General features: G+C 63.9%; 18 protein-coding genes. 5 read left to right on the top strand and 13 right to left on the bottom strand.

What is annotated here, in order from left to right; all coding sequences use genetic code 11:
- Positions 1-109: 109 nt before the first annotated feature.
- Both glyS and LGH83_RS01260 read right to left on the bottom strand, forming a co-directional pair.
- Positions 110-2,161: a glycine--tRNA ligase subunit beta gene (glyS, locus tag LGH83_RS01265; protein WP_227400305.1), complete on the bottom strand. Its 2,052-nt coding sequence runs from the start codon at positions 2,159-2,161 to the stop codon at positions 110-112.
- The gene (locus tag LGH83_RS01260; protein ID WP_227400304.1) at positions 2,161-3,096 is read right to left on the bottom strand and encodes a glycine--tRNA ligase subunit alpha; all 936 of its coding nucleotides are present in this window, start codon (positions 3,094-3,096) and stop codon (positions 2,161-2,163) included. The genes glyS and LGH83_RS01260 overlap by 1 nt, the downstream gene beginning before the upstream one ends.
- A gap of 181 nt (positions 3,097-3,277) precedes the next feature.
- On the opposite strand from LGH83_RS01260, the gene LGH83_RS01255 reads away from it, so the two are divergent.
- The 4 genes from LGH83_RS01255 to LGH83_RS01240 all read left to right on the top strand — a co-directional run bounded on the left by LGH83_RS01255 (position 3,278) and on the right by LGH83_RS01240 (position 12,083).
- Complete coding sequence (locus tag LGH83_RS01255; RefSeq protein WP_227400303.1) at positions 3,278-5,467, top strand: mechanosensitive ion channel family protein; 2,190 nt, start codon at positions 3,278-3,280, stop codon at positions 5,465-5,467.
- A gap of 34 nt (positions 5,468-5,501) precedes the next feature.
- The gene (locus LGH83_RS01250; protein ID WP_227400302.1) at positions 5,502-6,839 is read left to right on the top strand and encodes an MFS transporter; all 1,338 of its coding nucleotides are present in this window, start codon (positions 5,502-5,504) and stop codon (positions 6,837-6,839) included.
- A 72-nt stretch (positions 6,840-6,911) separates the two neighbouring features.
- The gene (gene pepN / locus LGH83_RS01245; RefSeq protein ID WP_227400301.1) at positions 6,912-9,575 is read left to right on the top strand and encodes an aminopeptidase N; all 2,664 of its coding nucleotides are present in this window, start codon (positions 6,912-6,914) and stop codon (positions 9,573-9,575) included.
- Between the two features lie 306 nt (positions 9,576-9,881).
- Entirely contained in the window at positions 9,882-12,083 is a 2,202-nt protein-coding gene (locus LGH83_RS01240) for a PAS domain-containing sensor histidine kinase (RefSeq protein WP_319799648.1), read from the top strand.
- A gap of 17 nt (positions 12,084-12,100) precedes the next feature.
- Here LGH83_RS01240 and LGH83_RS01235 read toward each other — a convergent pair whose 3' ends face one another.
- The 5 genes from LGH83_RS01235 to LGH83_RS01215 form a co-directional block, all read right to left on the bottom strand.
- The gene (locus LGH83_RS01235; protein WP_227400299.1) at positions 12,101-15,034 is read right to left on the bottom strand and encodes a bifunctional [glutamine synthetase] adenylyltransferase/[glutamine synthetase]-adenylyl-L-tyrosine phosphorylase; all 2,934 of its coding nucleotides are present in this window, start codon (positions 15,032-15,034) and stop codon (positions 12,101-12,103) included.
- Positions 15,031-16,518 (bottom strand): sensor histidine kinase, encoded by a 1,488-nt coding sequence (locus tag LGH83_RS01230; protein WP_227400298.1) that lies wholly within the window; start codon positions 16,516-16,518, stop codon positions 15,031-15,033. The genes LGH83_RS01235 and LGH83_RS01230 overlap by 4 nt, the downstream gene beginning before the upstream one ends.
- Positions 16,502-17,185, bottom strand: a complete 684-nt coding sequence (locus LGH83_RS01225; protein ID WP_227401679.1) for a response regulator transcription factor — start codon at positions 17,183-17,185, stop codon at positions 16,502-16,504. Before LGH83_RS01225 ends, LGH83_RS01230 begins: the two co-directional genes overlap by 17 nt.
- A gap of 142 nt (positions 17,186-17,327) precedes the next feature.
- The gene (locus LGH83_RS01220) at positions 17,328-18,899 is read right to left on the bottom strand and encodes a Do family serine endopeptidase (protein WP_227400297.1); all 1,572 of its coding nucleotides are present in this window, start codon (positions 18,897-18,899) and stop codon (positions 17,328-17,330) included.
- A gap of 145 nt (positions 18,900-19,044) precedes the next feature.
- Positions 19,045-19,419 carry a nuclear transport factor 2 family protein gene (locus LGH83_RS01215; RefSeq protein ID WP_227400296.1) on the bottom strand — a complete coding sequence of 125 codons (375 nt, stop codon included), beginning with the start codon at positions 19,417-19,419 and terminating at the stop codon, positions 19,045-19,047.
- 81 nt (positions 19,420-19,500) lie between these two features.
- On the opposite strand from LGH83_RS01215, the gene LGH83_RS01210 reads away from it, so the two are divergent.
- On the top strand, positions 19,501-19,971 hold the full coding sequence (locus LGH83_RS01210; RefSeq protein ID WP_227400295.1) for a MarR family winged helix-turn-helix transcriptional regulator: 471 nt from the start codon (positions 19,501-19,503) through the stop codon (positions 19,969-19,971).
- Here the strand turns inward: LGH83_RS01210 and LGH83_RS01205 are convergent.
- The 6 genes from LGH83_RS01205 to LGH83_RS01180 form a co-directional block, all read right to left on the bottom strand.
- Positions 19,968-20,441, bottom strand: coding sequence for a cytochrome c-type biogenesis protein (locus tag LGH83_RS01205; protein ID WP_227401678.1), 474 nt, complete (start codon positions 20,439-20,441; stop codon positions 19,968-19,970). The two genes, LGH83_RS01210 and LGH83_RS01205, sit on opposite strands and share 4 nt — an antisense overlap.
- Positions 20,441-22,432 (bottom strand): heme lyase CcmF/NrfE family subunit, encoded by a 1,992-nt coding sequence (locus LGH83_RS01200; protein ID WP_227400294.1) that lies wholly within the window; start codon positions 22,430-22,432, stop codon positions 20,441-20,443. The genes LGH83_RS01205 and LGH83_RS01200 overlap by 1 nt, the downstream gene beginning before the upstream one ends.
- A 10-nt stretch (positions 22,433-22,442) precedes the next feature.
- Entirely contained in the window at positions 22,443-22,925 is a 483-nt protein-coding gene (gene ccmE, locus LGH83_RS01195; RefSeq protein WP_227400293.1) for a cytochrome c maturation protein CcmE, read from the bottom strand.
- A 4-nt stretch (positions 22,926-22,929) separates the two neighbouring features.
- Positions 22,930-24,081 (bottom strand): c-type cytochrome biogenesis protein CcmI, encoded by a 1,152-nt coding sequence (ccmI, locus tag LGH83_RS01190; RefSeq protein ID WP_227400292.1) that lies wholly within the window; start codon positions 24,079-24,081, stop codon positions 22,930-22,932.
- Between the two features lie 53 nt (positions 24,082-24,134).
- On the bottom strand, positions 24,135-24,590 hold the full coding sequence (locus LGH83_RS01185) for a hypothetical protein (protein ID WP_227400291.1): 456 nt from the start codon (positions 24,588-24,590) through the stop codon (positions 24,135-24,137).
- 76 nt (positions 24,591-24,666) lie between these two features.
- Positions 24,667-26,034, bottom strand: a complete 1,368-nt coding sequence (locus LGH83_RS01180; RefSeq protein WP_227401677.1) for an ATP-binding protein — start codon at positions 26,032-26,034, stop codon at positions 24,667-24,669.
- Positions 26,035-26,055: the final 21 nt, after the last annotated feature.

The following is a 26,055-nucleotide window of genomic DNA, read 5'->3' as shown; positions in this document are numbered from 1 at the left end:
GGGCGTCAACACCGACCCTTTGAAGCCGATGTTGTGATCCTTCGCGTCTTAAATCTCGATAGCGGAGGCGGCCGATTGGCGTGAACGCCGCGTAAACAGAACGCGGCTCCTACCCACCGACTCGCGAGAAATCCGCGACCGTCAGCGTCGTCTGCCGCAAGGCGTTGAGCAGCCGCAGCCGATTGAGCCGAAGGCTCGCGTCATCGGCATTGACCGTAACCTTGTCGAAAAAGGCGTCGACCGGCGGCCGCAACAGCGCCAGAGCCCGCGTCGCCCCCTCGAAATCCTCCCGCGCCAGCGCGGCGGTCGCCTCCAGCCGAACCCGATCGAGAATCTCGGCCAAGGCGCGCTCCTCGTCCTGGTTCAGCAATGCCGGATCATAGGCCGCGTCGAACGCGCCAGCTCCGTCCTTCTTCTCCTCGGCCCGCAGGATGTTGGCGGCGCGGCGATGACCGGCCAGGAGATTCTTGCCATCCTCGGTGTCGAGCAGCTTGCCGAGTGCCTCGACGCGGCGAACCACCATCAGCAGGTCGTCCTGCCCCGGCAGCGCGAAGACAGCATCGATGAGATCGTGCCGCGCGCCCTTGTCGCGCAAGTAGACCTTTAAGCGGTCGGCGAAGAAGGACAGGAGATCGGCACCGTGCGGCGCTAAACGCACCCTGATGCCATTCTCGATCACGATGCGGATCACACCGAGCGCGGCACGGCGCAACGCATAGGGGTCCTTGCTGCCCGTCGGCTTCTCGTCGATCGACCAGAAGCCGACCAGCGTATCGAGCTTGTCGGCAAGCGCCACCGCGATCGACACAGGATCGGTCGGCACCCGATCGGACGGCCCTTGCGGCCGGTAATGCTCCTCCACAGCGGCGGCGACGCTAGCATGCTCGCCCTGATGGGTTGCGTAATAGCGGCCCATGAGGCCCTGCAGTTCTGGGAACTCGCCGACCATTTCGGAGACGAGATCGGTCTTGGCGAGCGTCGCGGCGCGTTCGGCCAGAGCCGGATCCGCCCCGACAAGCGGCGCAAGCTCGCGCGCCAAAGCCGCGATACGCTTCACCCGCGCGCCTTGCGTGCCGAGCTTTTCGTGGAACACGATGCTGTCGAGCTTCGGAAGACGATCGGCCAACGGCACTTTCAGGTCCGTTTCCCAAAAAAATTTCGCGTCCGACAGGCGGGCCCGCACGACCCTCTCGTTGCCGCCGACGATCGCGACACCACCATCACTCGCCTCGATATTGGCGGTCAGCAGGAAGCAATTGGCGAGCTGCGTCTCACCCGGTCGCCGCACCACGAAGCATTTCTGATTGGCCCGGATGGTGGCGCGGATCACCTCGGCCGGGATCGCGAGAAAGCTCTCGTCGAAACTCCCCATCAACACCACCGGCCATTCGACCAAGCCGGCCACCTCGTTGAGCAGAGCCTCGTCCTCGACGAGTTCCAGCCCTTGGGCGAAGGTCAGGTCGCGCGCGTCGTGGAGGATGATCGATTTACGCCGCTCGGGGTCGAGCACCACCTTGGCCTTCTCGAGAGCCGGAGCGTAATCGTCGAACCGCTTCACGCTGAAGCTGGCCGGGGCCATAAACCGATGTCCGCGAGTCGTGTCACCGGACGCGATCCCGCCGACCGTGAACGGCACGATCTCGGGTTCCTCGGTGTCGCTGCTAAAGGTGCAGACGATCGATTGCAGCGGACGCACCCAGCGCAAAGCGTCGGGCTTGTCCGACCCACGGCCCCAGCGCATCGACTTCGGCCACGGAAAAGCGAGCACGATTCCGGGCATGATGTCGGCCAGCACCTCGGGCGTGGCGCGACCGGGCCGCTCGATATGAGCGACGTAAGAATCGCCCTTCTTCGGATCGGAGACGATCGTGGCGTCGGCCAGTGATGCCAGCCCGGCGCTTTTCAAAAAGCCTTGGACGGCCGCATCCGGGGCACCGACGCGCGGGCCTTTGCGTTCCTCGCGCGTGTCGGGCTGGCGAGCCGGAAGCCCGACCACGTGCAGGGTCAGTCGGCGCGGCGTCGCGAAACTCTGCGCGCCTTCGTAGGTCAGGCCACGATCCACCAGCGCGCCGGTCACGAGGCGTTGCAGGTCCGCGGCCGCCTGGGCCTGCATACGGGCCGGGATCTCTTCGGAAAAGAGTTCGAGCAGAAGATCGGGCATCAGGCTGCTCCCCCGCCGACGGTCTTCAACCATGCCGCGCCGCAGGCTTTCGCCAATTCACGCACGCGCAAGATGTAACTCTGCCGTTCGGTCACCGAAATCACGCCACGCGCATCGAGAAGGTTGAACAGATGGGATGCCTTGATGCACTGGTCATAGGCCGGCAAGGCAAGCAGATGGACACCGCCATCAGAGCCTGGCTCGCCCGCTTTCAGCAGCGCACGCGCCTCGCCCTCGGCGTCCTTAAAATGCTGAAACAACAAAGCCGTATCGGCATACTCGAAGTTGAAACGCGAATATTCCTGCTCGGCTTGTTTGAACACGTCACCGTAGGAAATGCGATCTTCACCATCACGACCGTTGAAGTTCAGATCGAAGATGCTGTCGACGCCCTGTACATACATGGCGAGCCGCTCCAGCCCATAGGTGATCTCACCCGACACCGGCGAGCATTCGACACCCGCGACCTGTTGGAAATAGGTGAATTGACTCACTTCCATGCCGTCGCACCAGCATTCCCAGCCAAGCCCCCAAGCGCCCAGCGTCGGGCTCTCCCAATCGTCCTCGACGAAACGCACGTCATGCAGCGCGAGGTCGATGCCGATGGCCTGGAGCGAGCGCAGGTAAAGCTCCTGCAGATCCGGCGGCGAGGGCTTCAGGATGGCCTGGAATTGGTAGTAATGTTGCCCACGGTTGGGGTTCTCCCCGTATCGCCCATCCTTCGGACGCCGCGAGGGCTGCACATAGGCGGCGCGCCAGGGCCTCGGCCCGAGCGACCGGAGCGTGGTGGCCGGGTGAAAGGTGCCGGCTCCAACCTCCATGTCATAGGGCTGCAGCACGACGCAGCCTTGCTCGGCCCAGAATTGCTGCAGCGTGAGGATCAGGCCCTGAAACGATCGTCGCGGATCGAGGGCGCTTCCGGCAAATGCGGACATGGGCGGGAACGCTTCTTGTGGTTGGGGATGTGGTGCAGGCGCTGCCATGCTCTAGTGGCGAGCGCATAAGGGGTCAACGATTGCGTGGCATGATGGGCGTCGTGATGGGCTGCGGGGAGCAGAGCATATGCGTATAGGCGCGGCGACCGGGGGCCGGAGGCGAGCAACGAGATTTGTCCGCATGGCCCAAACCGTCTTGGTTCGGCTCGTCTTGCTGTGGCTGGTTGCCGGGATGGTGGGCGGCGTGTCCATCCCCGTGCAGGCGGAGCCGGTATCGCAGACCGCCGATGTCGCAGCGACGCCACCCAATGCCAAGTTGCAGACCCTGATGACGCTTCTTTCGGATCCGGACGTTCAGGCTGCGATGAAACGGCGGGACGGCAACGGCGTCGAGGCACCGGCCCAAACCGCTCCGCCGAAGACGATGGCGGTCGGCCTTGCGGATCATCTGCAGGTGTTGCGCGCGCATCTCCTCGATGTCGCAGCCAATGTCAAAACGCTCCCCAATGATTTTCGTGCCGCACGCGGCATGGTCGCTGAGGCGATCAGCCAGCGTGGCTGGTTGTCGATCGCGCTTTTCTTTTCCGGCTTCGTGGCGCTCGGCTTCGGCGCCGAATGGGTTTTTCGGCGCCTCACGAGACGCTTCCTCGCGTGGCTCCTCGGCCTGACGCTCGCGAGCGTCGACGAACGCGTCCGCGCCGTCTTCGCGCGTTTCATCTATGGCATCGGCCTTGTCGGCAGTTTCGCGCTCGGCAGCGTCGGGGCGTTTCTGCTGTTCGACTGGCCGATCGTCATCAAGGAGATCCTGCTCGGCTACCTGCTCGCGTTTTTGTTCGTGCGGCTCTGTTCCGTTGTCGGCCGCCTGCTTTTATCGCCCGGCGCGCAGCGGTTCCGCGTCGTGCCGATCTCCAGCGCGGGCGCACGATTTCTGTTCGAGCGTTGGATCGTCATGGCGATCGTGGTCGGGTTCGGCGCCGAAACGATCAGCATCTTCGGCCGCTTCGGTCTGACGCCTTTATCGAGCGAACTCTGCGGCGACGTCCTCGGCGTCATCCTGCTGCTCGTCGGCCTCGATATCCTCTGGCGCGCGCCGCCGATGGCGCTTGTCGAAGGTGTCGAGCCGGCAATCGGTTCGACCGACGCGGTGGAGCCGCCCAAGGCGGGCTTCTCGATGCGTCACCATTCCGGCCTTGTCATCGCGGCATCCTGCCTGCTGCTGGTTCTTCTCGTTCTCTGGATCGTGGATGCGACCCATCTCTTCTGGCTGGTCGCCTTCATGGGTGCGCTTCCAGGCGTGATCGTCATGGCGCGACATTCCGTCAATCATGTGCTGCGGCCGGCCGGATCAAGCTTTTCGGTCGGAGACTCGAAGACGCTCGACGTCATCGTGTTCGAACGCGGTGTTCGCTGCGTCATCATCGTGGGGGCGGCCTTGCTGCTCGGCCGCATCTTCGACATCGATGTCGTCACCCTGACGATGCAGGATACGGTGGCGACGCGACTGGTACGCGGCGTCATCAGCATCGTCGTGATCGCGCTCGCGGCCGATTTCCTCTGGCATGTCTTGAAGGCGCTCATCGATCGCAAACTCGAAATCAGCATGATCAGCGCCGATGGCACGGAGGATGCGGGCCATGCGGCGCGGCTCCAGACGCTGCTCCCGATCGTCAGCAACATCCTGCTGGTCGCCATCGTGGTGGTCGCCGGCATGATGGCGCTCTCGGCCGGCGGGGTCGAGATCGGCCCCTTGATCGCCAGCGCCGGTGTGGTCGGCGTCGCGATCGGCTTCGGCGCTCAAACGCTCGTCAAAGACATCATCAGCGGGATTTTCTACCTCTTCGATGACGCTTTCCGCATCGGCGAATATATCCAAAGCGGCACCTATAAAGGCACGGTGGAATCGTTCAGCTTGCGATCGGTCAAGCTGCGCCATCAGCGCGGCGCACTCTATACGGTGCCGTTCGGCATCCTCGGCGCCGTGCAAAACCAGAGCCGCGACTGGGTGGTCGACAAGATCGTGATGAACGTCCCCTACGGCACAGACCTCGAGAAAGTCCGCAAGATCGTCAAGCGCATCGGCGAAACTCTGGCTGAAGATCCCGACTTCGGGCCTGAAATTTTGAACCCGCTGAAAATGCAGGGCGTGGTGCAGTTCGGCGACTTCGCGATTCAGATCCAGACCAAGATGATGACCAAGCCTGGCGACGTACAATTCATGGCGCGGCGACGAGCGCTTCTCATGATCAACAAATCATTCGCCGAGAACGGCATTGGATTTGCGGTGCCCATGGTCCATGTAGCCGGAGACGGGGCGAACGGCGCGGCCGCCCAGATGGGCTATGATCTTTTGAAACAGGTCAAGGTCGACTAATCGGCGCGCCCCGGAACGATCGAGGTTATTGCGTATGCTTTTGAGGTTGTTGATCTCGAAACGGTTCGCGCCATTATTCTGGTGCCAGTTCTTTTCCGCCTTCAACGATAATCTCGTCCGCACCATGCTGGCCATGATGATCCTGTTCCGCGTCGGCGAAGAAGCGGCAGGGCCGCTCGTCACACTCGCGGTCGGCGTGTTTATCGCGCCATCCCTGCTTTTGTCCGCGGTGGGCGGCCAACTGGCCGATGCGAGCGACAAGGCCAAAGTGGCGCGTTGGCTCAAGCTGGGCGAATTCGCGATCCAGATCCTGGTTGCGGCGGGATTCTGGTTCGGCTCGATCGGTACCCTCTTCGTCGGTTTGTTTGCACTTGGCGCGGCGGCCGCCCTGTTCAGCCCGATCAAATACGGCATTCTCCCCGATCACCTGTCGACCGAAGAACTCACCGCCGGCAATGCTTTCATCGAGGGTGCGACTTTCGTGGCAATCCTGCTCGGCCTCGTGGCGGGTGGCATTACCGGCCTTAAATCCACCGCGCCGTGGCTCGTGGTGGCGCAATTGATCGGCGTCGGTCTCGCCTCTTATCTGGCGACGTTGTTCATTCCATCGACCCGCATCGCGGCGCCCGGCCTCAAAATCACGCGCAATCTCATCGCGTCGACATTCACGATGATCCGCGACCTTCGCACCAGCCGTCGTCTGTGGATCGGCGCGCTCGGCGTCAGTTGGTTCTGGCTGAGCGGCGCCGTCACGTTGTCGCTCGTCCCGCTCGTGGTCAAGCAGCGGATCGGCGGCGGCGTCGAGGTCGAGACAGCCATCAGCGTGTTTTTCGCGATCGGCGTTGGCCTCGGATCGCTCGCCACCGTGCTGATTGCGCGTGGGCGGATCTACATCAAACACGTGCCGTTTGCGGCCGTGTTCATGGCCATCTTCCTGGTCGATATCGGCCTTGCGACATCCTCGCTCGGCAACGTGCACGAAACCATGAGCCTCGGCGATTTCCTGCATAGCCTCATCGGGTTGCGGATCGCCATCGACCTGATCGGTCTCGCCTGCGCGGGCGGCATGTTCTCGGTGCCGCTTTTCGCCGCAGTCCAATCTTGGTCGAGCGAGGATCGTCGGGCGCGGGTCGTCGCGGGCGTCAGCGTCCTCAACGCTCTGTTCATGGTGCTCGGCTCGGTCGTGACCGCAAGCCTCCAATCGGCTTACATCAACGTCCCTGATCCGGTGTTGTTGATCGCCCTTGGCGCCGCCAATGTCGGAGCGGCCCTGTACTTCTACGTGACGCTGCCACGCGGCCACGCCGTGACCTATGCGCCCGACACCTATGCGACCGACCTCGGCGCTGGAGGCGAGCGGTCGCGGGCCTAAAGGGCGGCGTCGACCACAAAGCCGCCCGGCCTACCGTGTCTGACTGACCTGCAACGTTTGAGGGAAACGCCGATGCGCGCCGACCAGGACCAGCCGATCCGCCTCGTCGACTACCGACCTTCGGACTATGTGATCGACACGATCGACCTCGACATCATCCTGCATCCGAACGCGACGCGCGTGACGTCACGCCTGTCGATCCGTCCCAACCCCAAGGGCCGAGCCAATGCGCCGCTTGTCCTCGATGGTGATGGGCTTGTCCCTGTTACTGTGACGCTCGACGACGCCGCGCTCGATTTATCGACGGGGTTCGCGACAGCGGATCGTCTGACCATCGAGACACCGCCGCAACGGCCGTTCGTCCTCATGGTCGAAACCCGGCTGGACCCGACGGCCAACACCAAACTGATGGGTCTTTACCGGTCGGGCTCGGCTTATTGTACGCAATGCGAGGCGGAGGGCTTCCGCCGCATCACCTACGCGCTCGACCGGCCGGACGTCCTGTCGGTCTTCACGACCCGCATCGAGGCCGCGCGCGCCGAGGCGAGTGTGCTGCTCGGCAACGGCAATCTGGTGCAACAAGGCGCGGTCGAGGCTGCCGAAGGTGAGGACCGGCATTTCGCGGTCTGGCACGATCCGCATCCCAAGCCTCCTTATTTGTTCGCGGTCGTCGGCGGCAATCTCGGGTCGATCCACGAAACCTTCTCGACCAGCGAGGGACGCGTCGTCACGCTCGGGATCTATGTCGAGCCCGGCAAGGAACCGCTGGCGGCCTATGCGATGGACGCGCTGAAACGCTCGATGCGTTGGGACGAAACAGCGTTCGGCCGCGCCTATGATCTCGACGTGTTCAACATCGTTGCGGTCTCGGACTTCAACATGGGCGCGATGGAGAATAAGGGCCTCAACATCTTCAACGACAAATACATTCTGGCGTCCCCCGAAACCGCAACTGATGCCGATTACGCCGGCATCGAAACCGTGGTCGCGCATGAATATTTCCACAACTGGACCGGCAATCGGATCACCTGCCGGGACTGGTTCCAACTCTGCCTGAAGGAAGGTCTCACGGTCTTCCGCGACCAGGAGTTCAGCGCCGACCAGCGCTCGCGTGCCGTGAAGCGCATCGTGGATGTTCGCACGTTGCGGGCGCGCCAGTTTCCCGAAGATGGCGGACCGCTGGCCCATAGCGTCCGGCCTGTCGTCTATCGCGAGATCAACAATTTCTACACGGCGACCATCTACGAGAAGGGCGCCGAGATCATCCGCATGCTGCAATTGCTGATCGGCAGCGACGCTTTTGCAACCGGCATGACGTTATATTTCGATCGATACGACGGCACCGCCGCCACGATCGAGCAATTCATCGGGTGCTTCGCCGAGACATCGAGGCGCGATCTAACCCAATTCATGCGCTGGTACGAGCAGGCCGGCACGCCGGTGGTGACAGCCACCCACGGCTACGATGCTTCTGCCAAGACGCTGACGCTCGACATCGCGCAGCGCACACCGGAGACGCCGGGGCAATCCGAGAAGTCGCCGCTCGTCATGCCGCTCGCGCTGGGCCTCGTCGGCGCAGAGGGAGACGCGATCCCGCTCGATGCCGTCCGAAGCGACGATCTGACCGAGGCTGAGCGCGCCGCCGGAACCATCGAGCTCACGACAGCGGAGCGCCGGATCGTCCTTCATGACGTTCCCGGGCCGGTTTCTCCATCCTGGTTGCGCGGGTTTTCGGCTCCGGTCCGTCTGATCTCGACCCTCAGGGAACAGGATCGGTTGACGCTGCTGGCGCATGATAGCGACGGCTTCAATCGATGGGAGGCGGCTCAGACTCTCGTGAGCCACTATATTCTCGACGGTTTGACGTCGGACGAAGCACCGGACGAGGAGCGTCTCGCCGCACTGCTCAGCGCCTTTGCGGCCGTGCTCAATGGGGCGCTCGTCGACCCCGCCTTTACGGCGCAGGTTCTAAACTTGCCGAGCGAAGCGGATCTGGCGCGCGATGTCGGCCGGGATGTCGATCCCGACGCCATCCATCGTCGACGTGAAGAGCTTCGAGGCGATATCGGCCAGACCCTTCGCACGCCCCTTCTCGACCTCTACGACACGCTGTCCAGGCCGGTGGCCTATAGCCCAGACGCATCCAGCGCGGGACGAAGAGCCCTGCGAAATGTCGTCCTCGGTTATCTGGCGGCTGGCGATCCGATGGACGGCGCACGCCTCTGCGCGGCGCAGTTCGACACAGCCGATAACATGACCGATCGCATGGCCGCCCTCGGGATCATGACCCTCATCCCCGGTTCCAAACAAGACGGCCTGCTGGCGCGGTTTTATGCGATGTTCGAGCGCGACGCGCTTGTGGTCGACAAGTGGCTTGCGGTGCAGGCCGTGAGCCCTGATCCCACCACCTTGGACCGGGTGCGGAGCCTCATGCGCCATCCCGCCTTCTCGTTATCGAACCCCAACCGGGTCTACTCCCTGATCGGCTCCTTCGCGGGCAATCCAACCCAGTTCAATCGTGCCGATGGCCGCGGATATGACCTCGTGGCCGAGGTCGTCCTGGCGGTCGATGCCGTCAACCCGCAGGTCGCCGCGCGCGTGCTGAACGCCTTTCGATCCTGGCGGATGATTGAGAGCGGCCGCCGCGATCGTGCCGAGGCCGCACTTCGCCGCATCGCGGCACGAAATACGCTATCGGCCGATGTCCGCGACATCGTCGACCGATCGCTTGCCTAAGCTAAGACTCTGCTTCGACTCAAGGATTTAGGCCGATAAAACGGTGGCCAAAATAAAGCTAAACTATGGTTAACGAACCTCTGGACTTTGGGGCTCCAGAGGACTCAGATGACATTGATTCGGGGCGATGCGGCACATTCCCCGGGTTAGACTTGGCACACGAGGGGGCACCTCATGGCTCGCGTTAACGCGGCCAACGACTTCGCACGCGCGGGGTCGTTGCAAGGACTTGCGCGTGCACTGGCTGAGCCCTCTCATCCGAGGACGGCTGATTATGAATGGCTGATCCGTCGGATCGTGCCCGTGATGGTCGTGTTCTTTCTTGCGATTCTCGCGACCGGTGCCTTTTTCCAGGCCACCCAATCCCGCGATCGCGCCCTCGGCGATGCCGTCGACGACATCGAACTTGTCAGCGCCGTCGTTGCGGCGCAACTGAACGATTCAATTACCCACAGCCCAGATGGCTCCCTTCTCGACACCCTTGCCAAAACTCTGCCGTCCCGCGCTCTCGCGTCCGGCCGACAGCTGATCATTTCTGACGCATCCGGCGTCATCGTCGGCATGTTGCCGCCAGACCCGATGAGCAGTGACCATCCGTTCAAGCAGACCCTGTATGACCGGCTCGGACCGGCGCAGCCGCTCACGACCTTCAACGAGAAAGCCGGCGTTCTCCGCATCACCCTGTCGGACGGAGAAGATGCCTTTGCGACCGTCCGCGCACTGCGACCGCCCTATGGGCAAATCGCTATCGTGCATCCGGTTGCGGGCCTGCTGGCCGACTGGCGATCCGCCTCGTTCCGCTCGGGATTCTTGCTCTTCGCGACCGCCTTCGTGTTGTTCGCGATCGCCTCCGCCTATTTCTGGCAATCCGGCCGCGCCGCTGCGGCCGAGATGCTTTACGCCAAGGTTCATGGCCGGATCGACACGGCGCTGAACCGCGGCCGCTGCGGCTTGTGGGACTGGGATCTGGCGCGAGGCCGGATCTACTGGTCCGAATCCATGTATGCGATGCTCGGCATGCAGGCCTCGTCGGAATTCGTCTCCTTCGGCGACATCAATGCCCTCGTGCACCCGCAGGACGACGACCTTTCGACTCTCGCCGAACTCTTGGCGGGCGCCAAGGTCAACGCCATCGATCACGTGTTCCGCCTCCGCAACGTGTCGGGCCAGTGGGTATGGTTGAGGGTGCGGGCCGAGCTGGTGCGTGAAACCTACACGGGCGAGCTCTATCTCGTCGGCATCGCGGTCGATATCACCGACGAGAAGGTTTTGGCCGAACGGACCGCGACCGCCGACGTGCGATTGAGTGACGCGATCGAGGGCATTTCGGAAGCTTTCGTGCTGTGGGACGCGGACAACCGCCTCGTGACCTGCAACTCGAAATTCCTGCGGCTCCACAATTTGCTGCCCAACAGCTTTCCGCCGGGCAGCCGCTACTCGGACGTGATCGCCCATGCGACGCCGACGCTGGTGCAGACTCAGGTTCCACTTGGCGAACACCCCGGTACCGGTGCCCGCTCCTACGAGGCACAGCTCGCGGACGGGCGCTGGCTCCAGATCAACGAACGTCGCACCAAGGATGGTGGCTACGTCTCGGTCGGCACCGACATCACCACGCTGAAGCTGCACGAGGAACGACTGATGGATTCCGAGCGCCGCCTGATGGCGACGGTGGCCGACCTCCGCCGCTCCCGCCAAGCGCTTGAGACCCAAGCGCAGGAACTCGCCGAACTGGCCGAGCGCCACATGGAGAAGAAAGCCGAAGCTGAAAGCGCCAACCGGGCGAAGTCGGAATTTCTCGCCAATATGAGCCATGAGCTCCGCACACCACTCAATGCCATCATCGGCTTTTCCGAGTTGATGTGTGGGGAGATTTTTGGGCCGCTCGGGTCACCGCGTTACGTGGGCTATGCCGGCGACATCAAATCCAGCGGCGAAAGCCTTCTGTCTCTCATCTCGGACGTGCTCGAAATGTCGCGGTTGGAATCGGGCCGCGTCCGCCTTGAGCGGAGCATCTTCCCGGTCGAGGAGACCATCCTATCGGCCGTCGAGGCCGTCGAAACCCAAGCCGCCGAAAAGCGCCAAACCCTGACGACCGACACGGCGGCGGGATGCCTGGTCCATGCTGACCGCCCTGCCCTCGAAAAAGTGCTGAACACGATCCTCTGCAATGCCTCGAAATTCACGCCGGAGGGTGGGCGCATCACGGTTCGGGCCCGCAACGCCAACGGCGGCCTGAACATCTTCGTGGCCGACAACGGGATCGGCATTGCGCCGGATGCCGTCCGGCGCCTCGGCCGCCCCTTCGAACAGATCGACCCGGCGTTGCTGAACGGCATGAAAGGTTCGGGACTTGGCCTTGCGATCGTCCGGTCGCTTCTCGAACTCCATGGCGGCAGCCTTCGCATCCGCTCGCGCGTCGGCGACGGCACCATCGTGCTGGCCCATCTGCCCGCGCCGAAGAGCCCGCAATTGAAGCCAGTCCGCCGTGAGAAGGTGTCGGTCTAGGCGCAAGACGTATCGGTTCAGAGCGCGCCCAGCATCGTTACGAAAGTGGCTCGCACAGCAGCGGCGCAGCGGGCTCGGACAGCGTCGAGAAGCTGGAAATCCGGTAGCTCGGACGCCTGGACGATCCGCCGCCGGACCCCGATGCCGGATGTGGCGGGGTCGAATGACCCCTCGACCGTCAGGCGGATGATCTGCAGGAGATTTGTGTAAAGCCGATGCGCTTCGATCAATGCCGATGCAGCGCCGTGATCGAGAAGATCGAGCCTCGACGTTTCCGCTAGGATCGCCCTCGTCGATCGGAGCAAGAGCGACGGATGATCTGCCGCGTCCCGCAGCACGATATATTGCGCCATGAAGTCGAGATCGATCAGGCCACCTGCGGCGAGCTTCAAATCCCACGGATCGTCTTCGCCTTTCTCCTGCGCCACGAGCGCTCGCATCTCTCGCACGCTGACCCGCAAAGCAGCGGCGTCGCGCCTCGCCGTCAGAACCGCTGCGATCGCGGCCTCGACCTTTGCCGAGAGAGCGCTATCGCCCGCGATGACGCGAGCACGCGTCAATGTCATATGTTCCCATGTCTGCGCTTCATGCGCCTGGTAGTGGACGAAGCTGCGGAGTTGAGTCGCGAGCGGCCCCTTGCCGCCAGACGGACGCAACCGCATGTCGACATCGTACAAACGACCCCGCCGGGTCGCGACCGTCAGAGCCGCGATCAACCGCTGCGTGAGCCTGGCATAATAGCGCAGCGCGTCGAGTGGGCGTGGCCCCGTGCTGTCCGCATGGTCGGGATCGAAATCGTAGATCAGCATCAGGTCGAGGTCCGACCCTGCCGTCATCTCGCGTGATCCAAGCTTGCCGAGCGCCACGACCGCACAGGCTCCGCCAGGCACCACCCCATGCTCGCGCTCGAACGTCGCCTGGCAATGCGCCAGAGTCGCGCGGACCACGATGGCGGCAAGATCGGAATAGGCGAGACCCGACGTCGCGGGATCGTCGATGGCGGAGAGCAGCCGCACGCCGATGAGGAATAACTCCTCCTGCGCGAAATCGCGCGTGCGGTCGAGAAATTCCTCGTCCGGCAAGTCGGGATCGAGCACGGTCTTGGCGCGGGCTTCCAGCCGCACGGGGTCGCCTGCCGTCTGCAGGCTGGCTGGATCGATCGCCGCATCGAGCACGTGCGGCCGGGTCGCGACGGCGGCTGCGAGGCGGGGCGCCACGCCGAGGATATCGCCGAAGAGATCCAGCAGCGCCGCATTCTCGCGCAGCATGGAGAAGAGCTCGATGGCGGCCGGCATCCGGGCCAGCGCTTTGTCGAAGGCCATCAGGGCTGCGTCGGGGTCGCCGGAACGCGAAAAGGCGATCAGCAGCCGAGGCACCAGATCGGTCAGCACTTCCCGCGCGCGCGGGCTCTGGACTGCGGCACGTCGTCCGAAATGCCAGCCTCGCACCGCTTCCGCGGCTTGCGACGGGCGCAAGAACCCCAGCCCGCGCAACGTCTCAAGCGTCTCGGGATCGTCCTCGACCCCAGTAAAAACGAGGCTCCCGGCCTCGGCATCGAGAGCCGGGGCATGTTCGAACAGCTTGGCGTAATGCCGCTCGACGGCTTGGGCGTGTGCGACGAACGTGGCCGCAAAATCGGCGACATCGTCGAACCCCGTGAAGTTCGCGAAAGCCGCGAGCGCCAACGGATCGGATGGCAGGCGCTGGGTCTGCTCATCGGCGATCATCTGCAGGCGATGCTCGATCGTCCGGAGGAAGCGATAGGCCGCCGACAGATCCTCGACCGCATCGGCGTCGACCCATCCGTCCCGATGCAGTTCGGCCAGCATGTCCAACGTGCGAGCACCGCGCAGAGCGGGCCGCCGTCCCCCGAAGATGAGTTGCTGGGTCTGCACGAAGAACTCGATCTCGCGGATGCCACCACGGCCGAGCTTCACGTCGTGTCCGGCGACTGCGATCTCGGAGTGGCCCCGGACCGCATGGATCTGCCGCTTCATCGCATGGATGTCGGCGATAGCGGCATAGTCGAAATATTTGCGCCAGATGAACGGCGAGAGATCGCGTAGGAACGCGTCCCCGAGGCTTGTGTCGCCAGCGACCGGCCGGGCCTTGATGAGCGCTGCCCGCTCCCAGTTCTGGCCGTAGCGTTCATAATACGAGAAGGCCGACGACAGCCCGAGTGCGACTGCGGTGGAGCCCGGATCGGGTCGCAGCCGCAGATCGACGCGCACCACATAGCCGTCGCCAGTCCGATCGCTGAGGATGCGCGCCAAGCTCTGGACCAGCTTGACATAGAAAGGCGCCGCGACGGTCTTGGCGGCCAGCGTCGGCGTGTCCGGATCGAAAAACGCCACGATGTCGATGTCGCTCGAGTAATTCAGCTCACGCGAGCCTTGCTTGCCAAGCGCCAGAATGACGATGCCGCAGCCGATCTCCGGCCGATCGACGTCGGCGAGCGCCAATTTGCCGGATCGATGCGCCTCGCGCAGAAGCACGCGGATCGCCGCCGAAACCGCGCGGTCAGCGAATTGCGTCAGCGCTGCCGTTACCGCCTCGACCGACCAGACGCCCCCCAGATCGGCAAGAGCCACCAACAAGGCGACGGACGCCTTCGCTTGCCGGAGCGCTTGCATGACGTCGGCGACCGGGAGGCCGTGACTGTCACAACGCTGGTCCATCGTCTCGAGACAGCGCTCGAGATGCTGCTCCGGCGCGTCCGCCAGCATCGCGGACAAGCGCGCGTCGTCTGCTACGACCAACCGCCAGAGATACGGCGAATGATCGGCCAGGCCGAGCAGGATCGCGTCGACCTCTGGCGCCGCAAAGCCGATGGCGTAACGAGGGTCGAGGCCCGCCCGCCATGTCTCGACCCGGTCTCGCGCAAGATCGGGTCGCGTCAGGCGGGGTGCGTCGCGCAGTTGCGCAGCGAGGGAGAAGGAGGCTTTGCTCATGACACGCGCGCGTCCTCGACAGGCCGCGGCAAGAGCAGCGACTCCCGCGGGGCCTCGATCCCATGCCGTTTGTCGAGAGCCGGCAGTGACAGAACGACCCGCAAGCCCGGCGCATTATCCTCGATGCGGAGTTCGCCATGATGCAGCCGCGCGACCGCAACTGCCATCGAGAGACCCAGCCCGGACCCTGGACGCGAGCGCGCCCCTTCCAGTCGGACGAACCGTTCGAGCACGCGTGATCGGTCGACGAGCGCGATACCCGGACCCCGATCCGCCACGACGATCACCACAGCGTCCCGGTCGCGGCTGACGCTTACGTCGATCAGGGGCGAATGTGCGCCCTCGGCACCCGTCGCCTCAGCCGGATCATCGGAGGCCCGCGCACCATATTTCAGTGCATTGTCGATCAGGTTCGCGACGGCTTGGCCGATCAACTCTCGGCTGGCCAACCCGAAGAGATCCGGCTGCACGTCGCTGCGAAGCTCGATATGGGCTTCCTCGGCCGAGGGTTCGTAGAGTTCGACGACATCGCGCACCACGCTGCTGATATCGCAGGGAGCGACAACGCCGAGGCTGCTGCCCGCCTCGGCTCGCGCGATCATCAACAGCGCCGAAAAGATGCTCATCAGGCGATCGGCTTCCTCGATCGTCTTGTCGAGAGCATGCCGGTAGTCTTCAGGCGTCTTCGCGGTTCGCAGCGCCTGCTCGGCTCCGTTCCGCAGGCGCGTCAACGGCGTGCGAAGATCATGCGCGATATTGTCCGACACTTCCTTCATGCCCGTCATCAACTCACCGATGCGGTCCAGCATCGCATTGAGGTTCTGCGCTAGCCGATCGAGTTCGTCGCCCGTGCCACCGGTCGGTAAGCGTCGCGTGAGGTCGCCCGTCATGATCGTAGCGGCGCTGTCGCTCATCGCGTCGACCCGGTGGAGCACGCGCCGCGCCACGACGATGCCGCCAAAGGTGCCGATGCCCGCGAGCCAGAGCAACGACGTGATCAGCGCGTGGGTGATGACCTTTCGCAGGCTTTCCCGCTCATCGAGATCACGCCCGACCATGAGCCGAAATCCGCCCGGCAGCAGGAAGATGCGAGCCAGTGCCGTGTAATTCTGGCCCTTGTCGTTCGGGCGCTCATAAGGCGTTTCGACGAGGCCGGGATGATCGATCACGCCGGACGGGAGCGTCGTCACATTGCCGGCCAGTTTCTCACCGGCGTAGTTGGTCACGAGATAAAGCGAGGAGCCGGGCTGGGCCGAGCGCCGTTCGATGATGTCGACCAGATGTCGCATCCCCCCGGTCTCGTATTGCTCCGCGAGGCCGGTGATTTCGGCCTCGACGGTCTGCCCGATTTGCTCGTCGAGCAGGAGATTGACATTCCAGGCGACGCCGCCGAGCACGAAGCCGGCACCGATCCCGAAGATGATCAGATAAGCGAGCGACAGCTTGAACACTGTCGTGCGGAAGAGCTTACCGAGCGCCGTCACGAATCATATATCCGGCACCGCGAATGGTGTGGAGCAGCGGCGGCTCCGGCCCTTTGTCGATCTTCGAACGAAGGCGGGAAATGTGAACATCGATCACATTGGTCTGCGGGTCGAAGTGATAATCCCAGACGTTTTCGAGCAGCATCGTCCGGGTCACGACCTGCCCGGCATGTTTCATGAGATATTCGAGCAGGCGAAACTCACGCGGTTGCAGCACGATATCCTTGCCGGCCCGCAGCAGTTTGTGGGAGAGGCGATCAAGCTCGAGATTGCCGACCCGGTAGACCGTCGTGTCGCTGGAGCCGGACGTTTTCCGCCGCGACAGCACCTCGACGCGTGCGAGTAATTCCGCAAAAGCGTAAGGTTTTGTCAGATAGTCGTCCCCGCCGGCGCGCAAACCCTTGACCCGGTCGTCGACCTGCCCGAGCGCCGACAAGATCAGCACCGGCGTTTCGATCTTTTGTTCGCGCAGGCCGCCGATCAGCGACAGCCCGTCCATCTTGGGCAGCATGCGATCGACGATCAGGACATCATATTGACCGTCCCGGGCAAGCCCGTAGCCTTCCAGTCCGTCCGACGCGACGTCGGGGAGGTGACCGACTTCGGTGAAGGCTTTGGACAGGTAGGCCGAGGCCTCCGCATCATCTTCGATGATCAGAATCTTCATGCTGGACATGTATGACACTTTCGCGCCGCATATCAGCGGGTACGAGCCAAGCGGGCGAGAAATTTGGACCGGCAGCCCAGCCGAAGCCGGACTGCCGCATCGATTGACCCACCCACCAGCCGAGACGTGGCGGGCCGTCGGCTTAGCCGACCGACTTCGTTGCCAGCGCCAGGAAGCGGATCGAATCACCGCTTTTTACGCGCAGCAGCAGAGCCTTCTGGCCGTCTTTCTTCGCAGCCGAGAAGGCGGCCGTGATTTCAGACGGCTTCGATACCGCTTTGCCGCCAGCCTCGAGGATCACGTCGCCGACACTGAGACCCTTCTGGGCCGCGATGCCGTCCGGATCGACTTCGGCGATCGTGACGCCTTCCTTGCTGCCGCCGGGAACCACCGACGACGGCACCAAGGTCAGCCCGAGCGAGGTCATCTCGGCCTTGTCGTCCTGCGCCGGAACCTCGGCCTTGACCTCCTTGTCGGCCGGCAACTTGCCGAGCGTGACGGGGACCACCTTGTTGGTACCATCGCGCCAGATCGTGAGATCGACCTTCTTGTCGGGTCCCATATTGGCGATCTTGCGCGACAACTCGCGCGGTCCGTCGATCATGTCGCCATTCACGGCCGTCACGACATCACCCGATTTAATTCCGGCGCTCGATGCCGGCGAACCCTTCTGCGGCTCGGCCACGAGCGCACCCTTGGTGTCCTTCAGGCCGAGGCTATCGGCGATGTCGGAATTGACCGGCTGAATCTGAATGCCGAGCCAACCGCGCGCCACCGAACCATTGGCCTTCAACGAGGCGACGACATCCTTGGCGACCTCGGCCGGGATCGCGAAGCCGATGCCGACACTCCCGCCCGATGGCGAGAAGATCGCGGTGTTGACGCCCACGACCTGACCCTGCGTGTTGAAGGTGGGGCCGCCCGAATTACCGCGGTTCACCGGCGCGTCAATCTGCAAGAAATCGTCATAGGGCCCGGCACCAATGTCACGGCCGCGCGCCGACACGATACCGGCCGTCACCGTGCCACCAAGGCCGAAGGGATTACCGACCGCGATCACCCAATCGCCGACGCGAGGCGTGTGGTCATCCCAGGGAACGAAAGGATAGTTGTCGCCGGTCTTCGCCTTGAGCAGAGCCAGATCGGTCTTCTTGTCTGTGCCGACGACCGTCGCGGGGACGACAGTGCCGTCGTTCAACGTGAGTTGCACGTCGGTGGCGTTTTCGACGACGTGGTTGTTGGTCACCACATAGCCGTCCTTCGAAATGAAGAAGCCCGAACCCTGCGCCATGCCGGTGCGCGGATGCGCGTGCGGCATACCCTGCCCCTCGCCGAACTGCTTGAAGAAGCGGTACAGCGGGTCGTCTTTCGGGATGTTGGGCATCGCGCGCTGGTTATTGTTGCCCGCGCTATTGTCGCTGTCGCTATCGTCGGCCTCGGTAATCTTGACCTTGACGGACACGACCGCGGGGCTGACCCGGTCGACCACATCGGCGAACGAGCCGGGCGCGATCTGTGCGGGCGCGGCTTCCGGCGCTATTTGCGCCGCATGAACGGGCGCGACGCTCATCAAGGTGGTCTCGGTCGCGACGCCGCCAACCGCGATGACCGCGACGGCGCCCAGAAGGGCGGCACGAAGACGGGTGCGGGGGGCGCGGGAAGCAGAGGTCGACGCCGATCCCTGCAGAGGATTGATTTGGCCGGGCTGTGTCATTGTTGAACTCCTCGGGCTGATCCGAAGCACGCCTTGCGTGTCGTGCTCATGTAGGCAACATGGAGTAGCGCGGCTTACGCGACCATTTCCGTCGCGTGAAATCTTCGTAAGGAACGGTTCGCCGATCGAGCAGGATCGCGAGAGACTACGCCTCGCTCCGAATATCGAAAGACGTGATCATCCCGTTGGTGAAACGAAAGATATGGCCGACCATCTTATCGGTCAGCCCATGGGTTTGATCCTGGAGCGGCTTTCCTTCCAGATCGCGAACGGACTGCCGAACCTCGACCAAGATCAAGCCATCGGCCATCGTCTGAAAGCCGATGGGCTCGACATGTGGACTGACGATCGACCATTGGCGTGTCCAGTAGGCGCGCACGGCCTCGCGGCCATGAACGTGACCGCCGTCCATCCCGTTGGCCCAGCTGACATTATCGGCCAGCACGGCCAGCACGGCGTCGATATCGCGCGCGTTGAAGCTCTCATATATCCGCTTGATGGTCTGGATCGCATGGTCCATCGGGTTCTCTCCTTGGCATGATCGCAAACGCGATATACATATGTACGTCTATATATGTATGTCGGCAACAGGAGATGGTCGATGAACCTCGATGTACTCTCGACGCCGGGCCACCTGATCGCTCTCGCGGCGCGCGGATTTGCCCGCTTGAGCGAGGCTCGCCTCAAGCCATTGGGCTTCGGCGTCGGCCAAATCCCAGTGCTGGTCGCGCTTCAGAATGGTCAGGCGAGCACGCAGCGTGATCTCGCCCGCTTCGCTCGGGTCGAGCAACCCCCAATGGCGCAGATGCTTGCCCGCATGGAGCGGGACGGTCTTGTCCAGCGCACGCCTGACCCGACCGATGGCCGCAGCCAGCGCGTCGTGATGACGGAGGTCGCAAAAACACGAATGCCGACCGCAGTCACGGCTCTGTTCCAAGGCAACCGTGAGGCTTTAAGCGGCTTTACCGAGGCGGAAACGGCTGACTTCGTTTCGCTCTTGTCGCGGCTCATCGCCAATCTCGATCGCCTCGCGAGCGATGACGGAAGCAGCGCGATCGAGCCCCGCCCCTAAACCGAAGGCGGCTCCACGAGACGGCTCAGCGTGGCGCGCTCGGCGTCGCTCAGCGGCGGTTCGGCGAGAGGCGCATGTCGTCGCCGCGCCATCAGCAGGCCGCCTGCCCCGAGCAGAAGCAGCAAGAACGGCATGCCCCATAATAACGCCGTCTCGGGCCGCAACGGTGGTTTCAGCAGGACAAAGTTTCCGTAACGCGCCACGAGATAATCGCGGACCTGTTGGTCGCTGTCACCGGCGACGAGCCTCTCACGGACCAGCAGGCGCAGATCGCGCGCCAGGGTCGCGGCTGAATCGTCGATCGATTGATTTTGGCAGACGAGACACCGCAAATCGGACGAGAGGTCGCGGGCCCGTGCCTCCAAGGCGGGGTTCGACAGAATCTCGTCGGGCTGCACCGCATGGGCAAGCGACGGCGCGAGCAGCAGCGCCAGAAGGGCACAGACGAGCCATGGCCGCAGACGCCGCATCATTCGGCCGCCTGGGGGGCGTGCGGGGCCGGATGCGCACGCGCCGCGCGGCGCGCGAAGCCGATGCGAAGCCGCCGGTCGGACAGGGACACGGCGCCACCCAGCGCCATGATGAGCGCACCGATCCAGATCATCGTGACCAGAGGTTTCCAAAACATCCGGGCGTCGATCGAGCCATCGTCATGCTGATCGCCGAGGCTGATGTAGACCTGACCGAGATTTATCGTGGCGATACCGGCCTGCGTCACGCTCATCTGGCGGACCGGGAAGGTGCGCTTCGACGGATCGATCGTGGTCACGAGCACACCGCCGCTCCGAACGTCGATCGGGACCGCGACTTCGCTATAGTTCGGACCCTGCCGCGTCTGCAGGTCGCGGATCGTCACGCTATAGGGGCCGAGATCCATCGTCTGGCCGGGCTTAACTGCCACGACCCGTTCGACGCCCCAGCCGGTTGCGGCGAGGCCCATCAGGGTGACGCCAATGCCCGCATGCGCCAGAGCGGTCCCCCAGGCCGAGCGTGGCAGGCCGACAGCGCGCGACAGCATAACCCCGACCGAAACACCTTGACCGGCGACGCGGGAGGCGATCTCGGCAAAAGCGCCGATGATGAGGTAGAGCGCCAAGCCGACCCCCATCGCGATCAGCACCGGGCCGCCTTTGATGACGGTCGCCAGAACGAGCGCCAGTGCAAAACCGAGCGCCGCAGCCACCATCAGCCGCTGCGCCGCGCCCACGAGATCGCCGCGCTTCCAGGCCAGCGACTGGCCGAGCGGCATCGCCAGCAGGATCGGCACGAAGATGGGGCCGAACGTCAGGTTGAAGAACGGCGCCCCGACCGAAATCTTCTCGCCGGTCAGCGATTCCAGCGCGAGGGGATAGAGCGTGCCGGTCAACACGGTGGCGCAGCAGGTGGTCAGCAGCAGGTTGTTGAACACCAGAGCGCCCTCGCGCGACACCGGCGAGAACAAACCACCCTGCCGTAACGTCGGAGCGCGCCACGCGTAGAGCGCCAACGAGCCGCCGATGAAAACCGTCAGGATCGCCAGGATGAAGACACCGCGGGTCGGATCGGTCGCGAACGTGTGTACCGAGGTGAGCACGCCCGAACGCACCAGAAACGTCCCCAGCAGCGACAGCGAGAAGGTGAGGATCGCCAGAAACACGGTCCAGATCTTCAAGGCTTCGCGCTTTTCCATCACGGCCGCCGAGTGCAGCAACGCGGTTCCGGCCAGCCACGGCATGAGCGAGGCGTTTTCGACCGGGTCCCAGAACCAGAACCCGCCCCAGCCGAGCGTGTAATAGGCCCAGTAAGAGCCCATCGCGATCCCGAGCGTCAGAAAGCCCCAGGCGATCAGGATCCAAGGGCGCACGAAGCGGGCCCAGGCAGCATCGAGCCGGCCGCTGATCAACGCCGCCGCCGCGAAAGAGAACACGATCGAAAAGCCGACATAGCCGAGGTAGAGCAGCGGCGGATGGATCGCCAGCCCAGGATCTTGCAGGATCGGATTGAGATCCTGCCCCTCGAACGGCGCCGGAAATCGTCGTGCGAACGGATCCGAGGTGAAGAGGATGAACAGCAAAAACGCCGAGGCGATCCAGGCTTGAACCGCCAGTGTGTTGGCCCGGAGATCGTCGGCCATGCCACGGCCCATCGTCGCGACCGCTGCGCCGAATACCGCGAGGATCAACACCCACAGGAGCATCGAGCCTTCGTGGTTCCCCCAGACGCCGGAGATCTTGTAGATCAGCGGCTTGGTCGACAGCGAATTCTCGACCACGTTGGTAAGGCTGAAATCAGACGTGACATGGGCGTAGACGAGCGCCACGAAGGCGTAGCCGATCAGAACGAATTGAACGCAGGCGGCCGGCGCCGCCACACCCGCCAACCCGGCATCGCCGCGCCGCGTGCCCCAAATGGGCAGGACGGACTGAACCAACGCAACCGCAAGCGCCAGAACAAGGGCATAATGGCCGGTTTCGACGATCATCTACGCTCGCTCATGGGATGGCCTTTGCGACCTCACCGCTGCTGGCGCTCGCGGCCTTTTGGTCGCCGCGCCACACGCCTTGCCGCTTCAAGCTGTCGGCCACATCCTTTGGCATATAGGTGGCATCGTGCTTGGCCAGGATCGTATCGGCGCGAAAGCTGCCCGCAGCGTCGAGCACACCTTCGGCGACGACGCCCTGCCCTTCGCGGAACAGATCCGGCAGCAGCCCGGTATAGCTTACTTTTACGTCGCGTTTCAGATCGGTCACCATGAAGGTCAGGCTGGATTGCCCGAGCCGGACGATTGAGCCCTCTTCGACGAGCCCACCGATGCGAAGGCGAGTCCCGGGAGGAGGCATCTTCTCGACGAGGTCGGTGGGGCCATAGAAAAACACGATGCTGTCGCGCAGCGCGAACAGCACGAGCCCGGACGCGAGGGCGAGCACACCGCCCGCAGCGCCGATGACGGCCAAGCGACGCCCCTTCCTGGTCAAACTCTCATCCCTCCAGTCCGAGTTGATGGGCGAGATCGTCGAGCTTGGCTCGCGCCGCCGCATCGTCCCTCAAGGCTGTTCTGGCCTCGGCGAGGGACTCCCGTGCTTTGTTGGCATCTCCGAGCACAGTATAGGCTCGCACGAGACGCAGCCAGCCCTCGGGATCGCGACCGTTTTGCACAAGGCGCGCCGCTAGGCCATCCACCATGCTGCGAATGGCGGCTTGCTGCTGATCGGCCGGCAAAGCCGCGATGACGGCACCGGCCGGCGTTGCGGGACCCTCGAAATTGCGTGCTATCGGGGTCGCAGGCTCTGCCACGGCCGCCGTTTCGAGACCCGCAATATGGCCCTGCACCGCCGCCAGCCACGGTGCGCCCGGCGGCGCGTCGGCCGCGAGTTTGCGCCACAGGATCAAAGCATCGGCGCGGTTTCCATCCTGCTCGGTCGCGGCCGCGACGAAAAACCGGGCCTGCGGCAATGTCGGATCGTCGCTCAGCGCTTTGTCGAAGGCGGCGCGCGCCTCGGTCGTCACAACGCCATCGGCCGCCATCACCAGGGCCTGTCCCAAAGCGGCGCGGCGCTCGGCATTCTCGCCGAGAATCCGGAGCGCTGCCGCATAAGCGCGGGCCGCATCGTCGTAACGGCCGATCTTGAAGTAGATGGGAGCGATGAGAGAGAAGCCGCGCCCATCGTTGGGATCGGCGGCGAGACGAGCCTCGATCTTGGGGATGATGGCGGCAAGATCGAACGACGAGGCTGCGACGCGGGAAGCGATGGGCATGTCCGGCTGCTCGGGACGACCGACGCGATCATAGAGGCCGATCGCCAACACCGGGACCAGCACGACGGACGCAACGACAGCGGCGAGTCGCCGCTTGCGAAAGCCAGCGGCGGGACCGGAAGGCTCAGGCCGCGTATCGGAGAGAAGCAACCGACGGGCGATCTCGGCTCGCGTGGCATCCGCTTCGGAGGCTTGCACGAGCCCCCGCGCGATGTCGTCGTCGACCTCGTCGAGCTGGCTTCGGTAGAACGCGACGTCGACCGACCTGCCACGGGCAAATGATCCGGCACGCGCCAACGGCCAGACGAGACAGAGCACTGCGGCGGCGGTCATCAACGCAAACACGACCCAGACCATACCGACCGCAAACTCCATTCAATCAAACCGACGCAGACCCAGATCGACCGACCAGAACCCGCCCTCTTGGGTCAGCTCGTGATGCGATAGGTTCCGTCGGGGTTCGAACACCCCGTGCCACGGCCCACCTGCGGACGCCCGGCGATAAAGATCGTGCTCGTGAAGGCGCGACAGGCATCGGCAGCGACCGGCGGCGTGCCACCCGGCGCACTTACAGGCACGATCGCCGATGCTGCAGTACCAGGCGCGGGTTCGACAAATCCAAACAGGCCGTGCTCGCCTTTCCAGGTCTTTCGTTGCCCGGACGCCAGCGCATCCTGCTCGGCCGCGAGCGCCTTGTCTCGATCGGCCTGGCTGAGCTTGGAACCCACCGGACCATCGAGAAAAGTCCCATACACGATCGGCGGCGGTGCAGCCGGCACGGGCGGGGTCGCGGCCGAAAGGGAACTGCCGCCGCCCGTCATCGAGCAGCCCGCATTGACCAGTCCCGCCGCCAGACACAGACCCACAGCCCACAGAACCCGCATCGTATCCACCCCGTCACTGCCCGCCGATCGGTGCCTTGCACGGCATTCGGGCGAAGCTCTATCGAGCTTTAAGGCGTCAGCCGGCCCCCGGCAAGCGGAGCACCGCCCTCAAACCACCGAGCGGGCTTTCGAGGAGTGTGAGGCCGCCCCCGTAGGCAGCGGCAAGATCGGTCACGATCGACAGGCCCAACCCCGATCCGGGCTTGGTCTCATCGAGTCTGCGCCCGCGTCGCGTGGCAAGGTCGCGCACATCCGAGGGCAATCCGGGGCCGTCATCATCCACCATCAGCACGATGTCGGATGTGATGCCATCGCCATTGTCGTGGGCCGCCACACCCCTGACGCGGATCTCGTGCTTGGCCCATTTGCCGGCATTGTCGATCAAATTGCCGATCAGGTCGTCGAAATCCTGCTTCTCACCGCGAAACCGCAGGCTGTCCGGAACCGTGACCTCGAAGGCGAGATCGCGGTCGCGATAGATCTTGCCGAAGGTGCGGACCAGCGCATCGACGGTGGGTTTGACCTCAGTCACGGTGCCGATCACGCTGACGCGCGCGGCGGCACGAGCCCGATCGAGATAATATGAGACCTGATCGCGCATGACACCGGTTTGTTCGCGGACCTTCGCCGCAAGATCCACGGCGGCACTATCCTCGGATCCGCCAGAGGTCTGAGCATCGGCTTCGTTGACCAGTACGCTGAGCGGTGTTTTCAGCGCGTGAGCCAGATTGCCGACATGCGTCCGCGCACGTTCGATGATCTCGCGATTGGAGGAGATCAGAAGGTTCAACTCCCCCGCGAGCGGCGCGAGATCCGGGGTAAAGCGGCCCTCGATCCGCTCGGCCTCGCCGCGCCGGATCGCCGCGACACCATCCCGAATACGCCGGAGCGGCCGCAGGCCATAGCGAAGTTGAAGCGCTGTCGAGACCACAAGCACCAGACCGAGAACCCCGAACGTCATTCCGAGCGCCAGGTTGAAACCGTCGATATCGGCCGACATTTCTTCCGGGGATGCCGCGACCTGAACCAGATAACGGCCATCGTCACCCGCATCGATGAAACGCTCGACGATCCGCAACCGCCGATCATCCGGGCCGATCGCATAGCCCCTGCGGATGCCGCCTGCCGTGATGGGCGCGCCGGTATCGGCCAATTGCGGAAGCCGTTCGGCAAATAGGGATTTCGAGGCACGGATATCCGGCTTGGCTTGATCGAGCCGGGTGATTTGCCAATACCAGCCCGAGAGCGGCAACTCGAACATCGGTTCGCCGAGTTGCCCAGCCCCATGCCCTTCGTCGCCCGCCGCCGCGACATCCCCGATCAACGCCCGAAGATACACGCCAAGCCTCTCGTCGAAGTCGAGTTCGGCGGCGTGAAAATTGATTTCGCTCAGCGTAATGCCGGAGATCAGGAGAATGAAGAAGCTCCAGAACGCCGACGACATGAACAGGCGGGTCGCGATCGA

This window comes from Lichenihabitans sp. PAMC28606 (assembly GCF_020616535.1).
Lineage (GTDB): Bacteria > Pseudomonadota > Alphaproteobacteria > Rhizobiales > Beijerinckiaceae > Lichenihabitans > Lichenihabitans psoromatis.
This window is presented reverse-complemented; position numbering and strand designations above follow the sequence as displayed.

Coding starts and splice junctions, on each gene's coding strand:
- glyS (WP_227400305.1), bottom strand. CDS start 2,161: ATGCCCGATCTTCTGCTCGAACTCTTTTCCGAAGAGATCCCGGCCCGT.
- LGH83_RS01260 (WP_227400304.1), bottom strand. CDS start 3,096: ATGTCCGCATTTGCCGGAAGCGCCCTCGATCCGCGACGATCGTTTCAG.
- LGH83_RS01255 (WP_227400303.1), top strand. CDS start 3,278: ATGGCCCAAACCGTCTTGGTTCGGCTCGTCTTGCTGTGGCTGGTTGCC.
- LGH83_RS01250 (WP_227400302.1), top strand. CDS start 5,502: ATGCTTTTGAGGTTGTTGATCTCGAAACGGTTCGCGCCATTATTCTGG.
- pepN (WP_227400301.1), top strand. CDS start 6,912: ATGCGCGCCGACCAGGACCAGCCGATCCGCCTCGTCGACTACCGACCT.
- LGH83_RS01240 (WP_319799648.1), top strand. CDS start 9,882: ATGGTCGTGTTCTTTCTTGCGATTCTCGCGACCGGTGCCTTTTTCCAG.
- LGH83_RS01235 (WP_227400299.1), bottom strand. CDS start 15,034: ATGAGCAAAGCCTCCTTCTCCCTCGCTGCGCAACTGCGCGACGCACCC.
- LGH83_RS01225 (WP_227401679.1), bottom strand. CDS start 17,185: ATGAAGATTCTGATCATCGAAGATGATGCGGAGGCCTCGGCCTACCTG.
- LGH83_RS01220 (WP_227400297.1), bottom strand. CDS start 18,899: ATGACACAGCCCGGCCAAATCAATCCTCTGCAGGGATCGGCGTCGACC.
- LGH83_RS01215 (WP_227400296.1), bottom strand. CDS start 19,419: ATGGACCATGCGATCCAGACCATCAAGCGGATATATGAGAGCTTCAAC.
- LGH83_RS01210 (WP_227400295.1), top strand. CDS start 19,501: ATGAACCTCGATGTACTCTCGACGCCGGGCCACCTGATCGCTCTCGCG.
- LGH83_RS01205 (WP_227401678.1), bottom strand. CDS start 20,441: ATGCGGCGTCTGCGGCCATGGCTCGTCTGTGCCCTTCTGGCGCTGCTG.
- LGH83_RS01200 (WP_227400294.1), bottom strand. CDS start 22,432: ATGATCGTCGAAACCGGCCATTATGCCCTTGTTCTGGCGCTTGCGGTT.
- ccmI (WP_227400292.1), bottom strand. CDS start 24,081: ATGGAGTTTGCGGTCGGTATGGTCTGGGTCGTGTTTGCGTTGATGACC.
- LGH83_RS01185 (WP_227400291.1), bottom strand. CDS start 24,590: ATGCGGGTTCTGTGGGCTGTGGGTCTGTGTCTGGCGGCGGGACTGGTC.
- LGH83_RS01180 (WP_227401677.1), bottom strand. CDS start 26,034: ATGTCGTCGGCGTTCTGGAGCTTCTTCATTCTCCTGATCTCCGGCATT.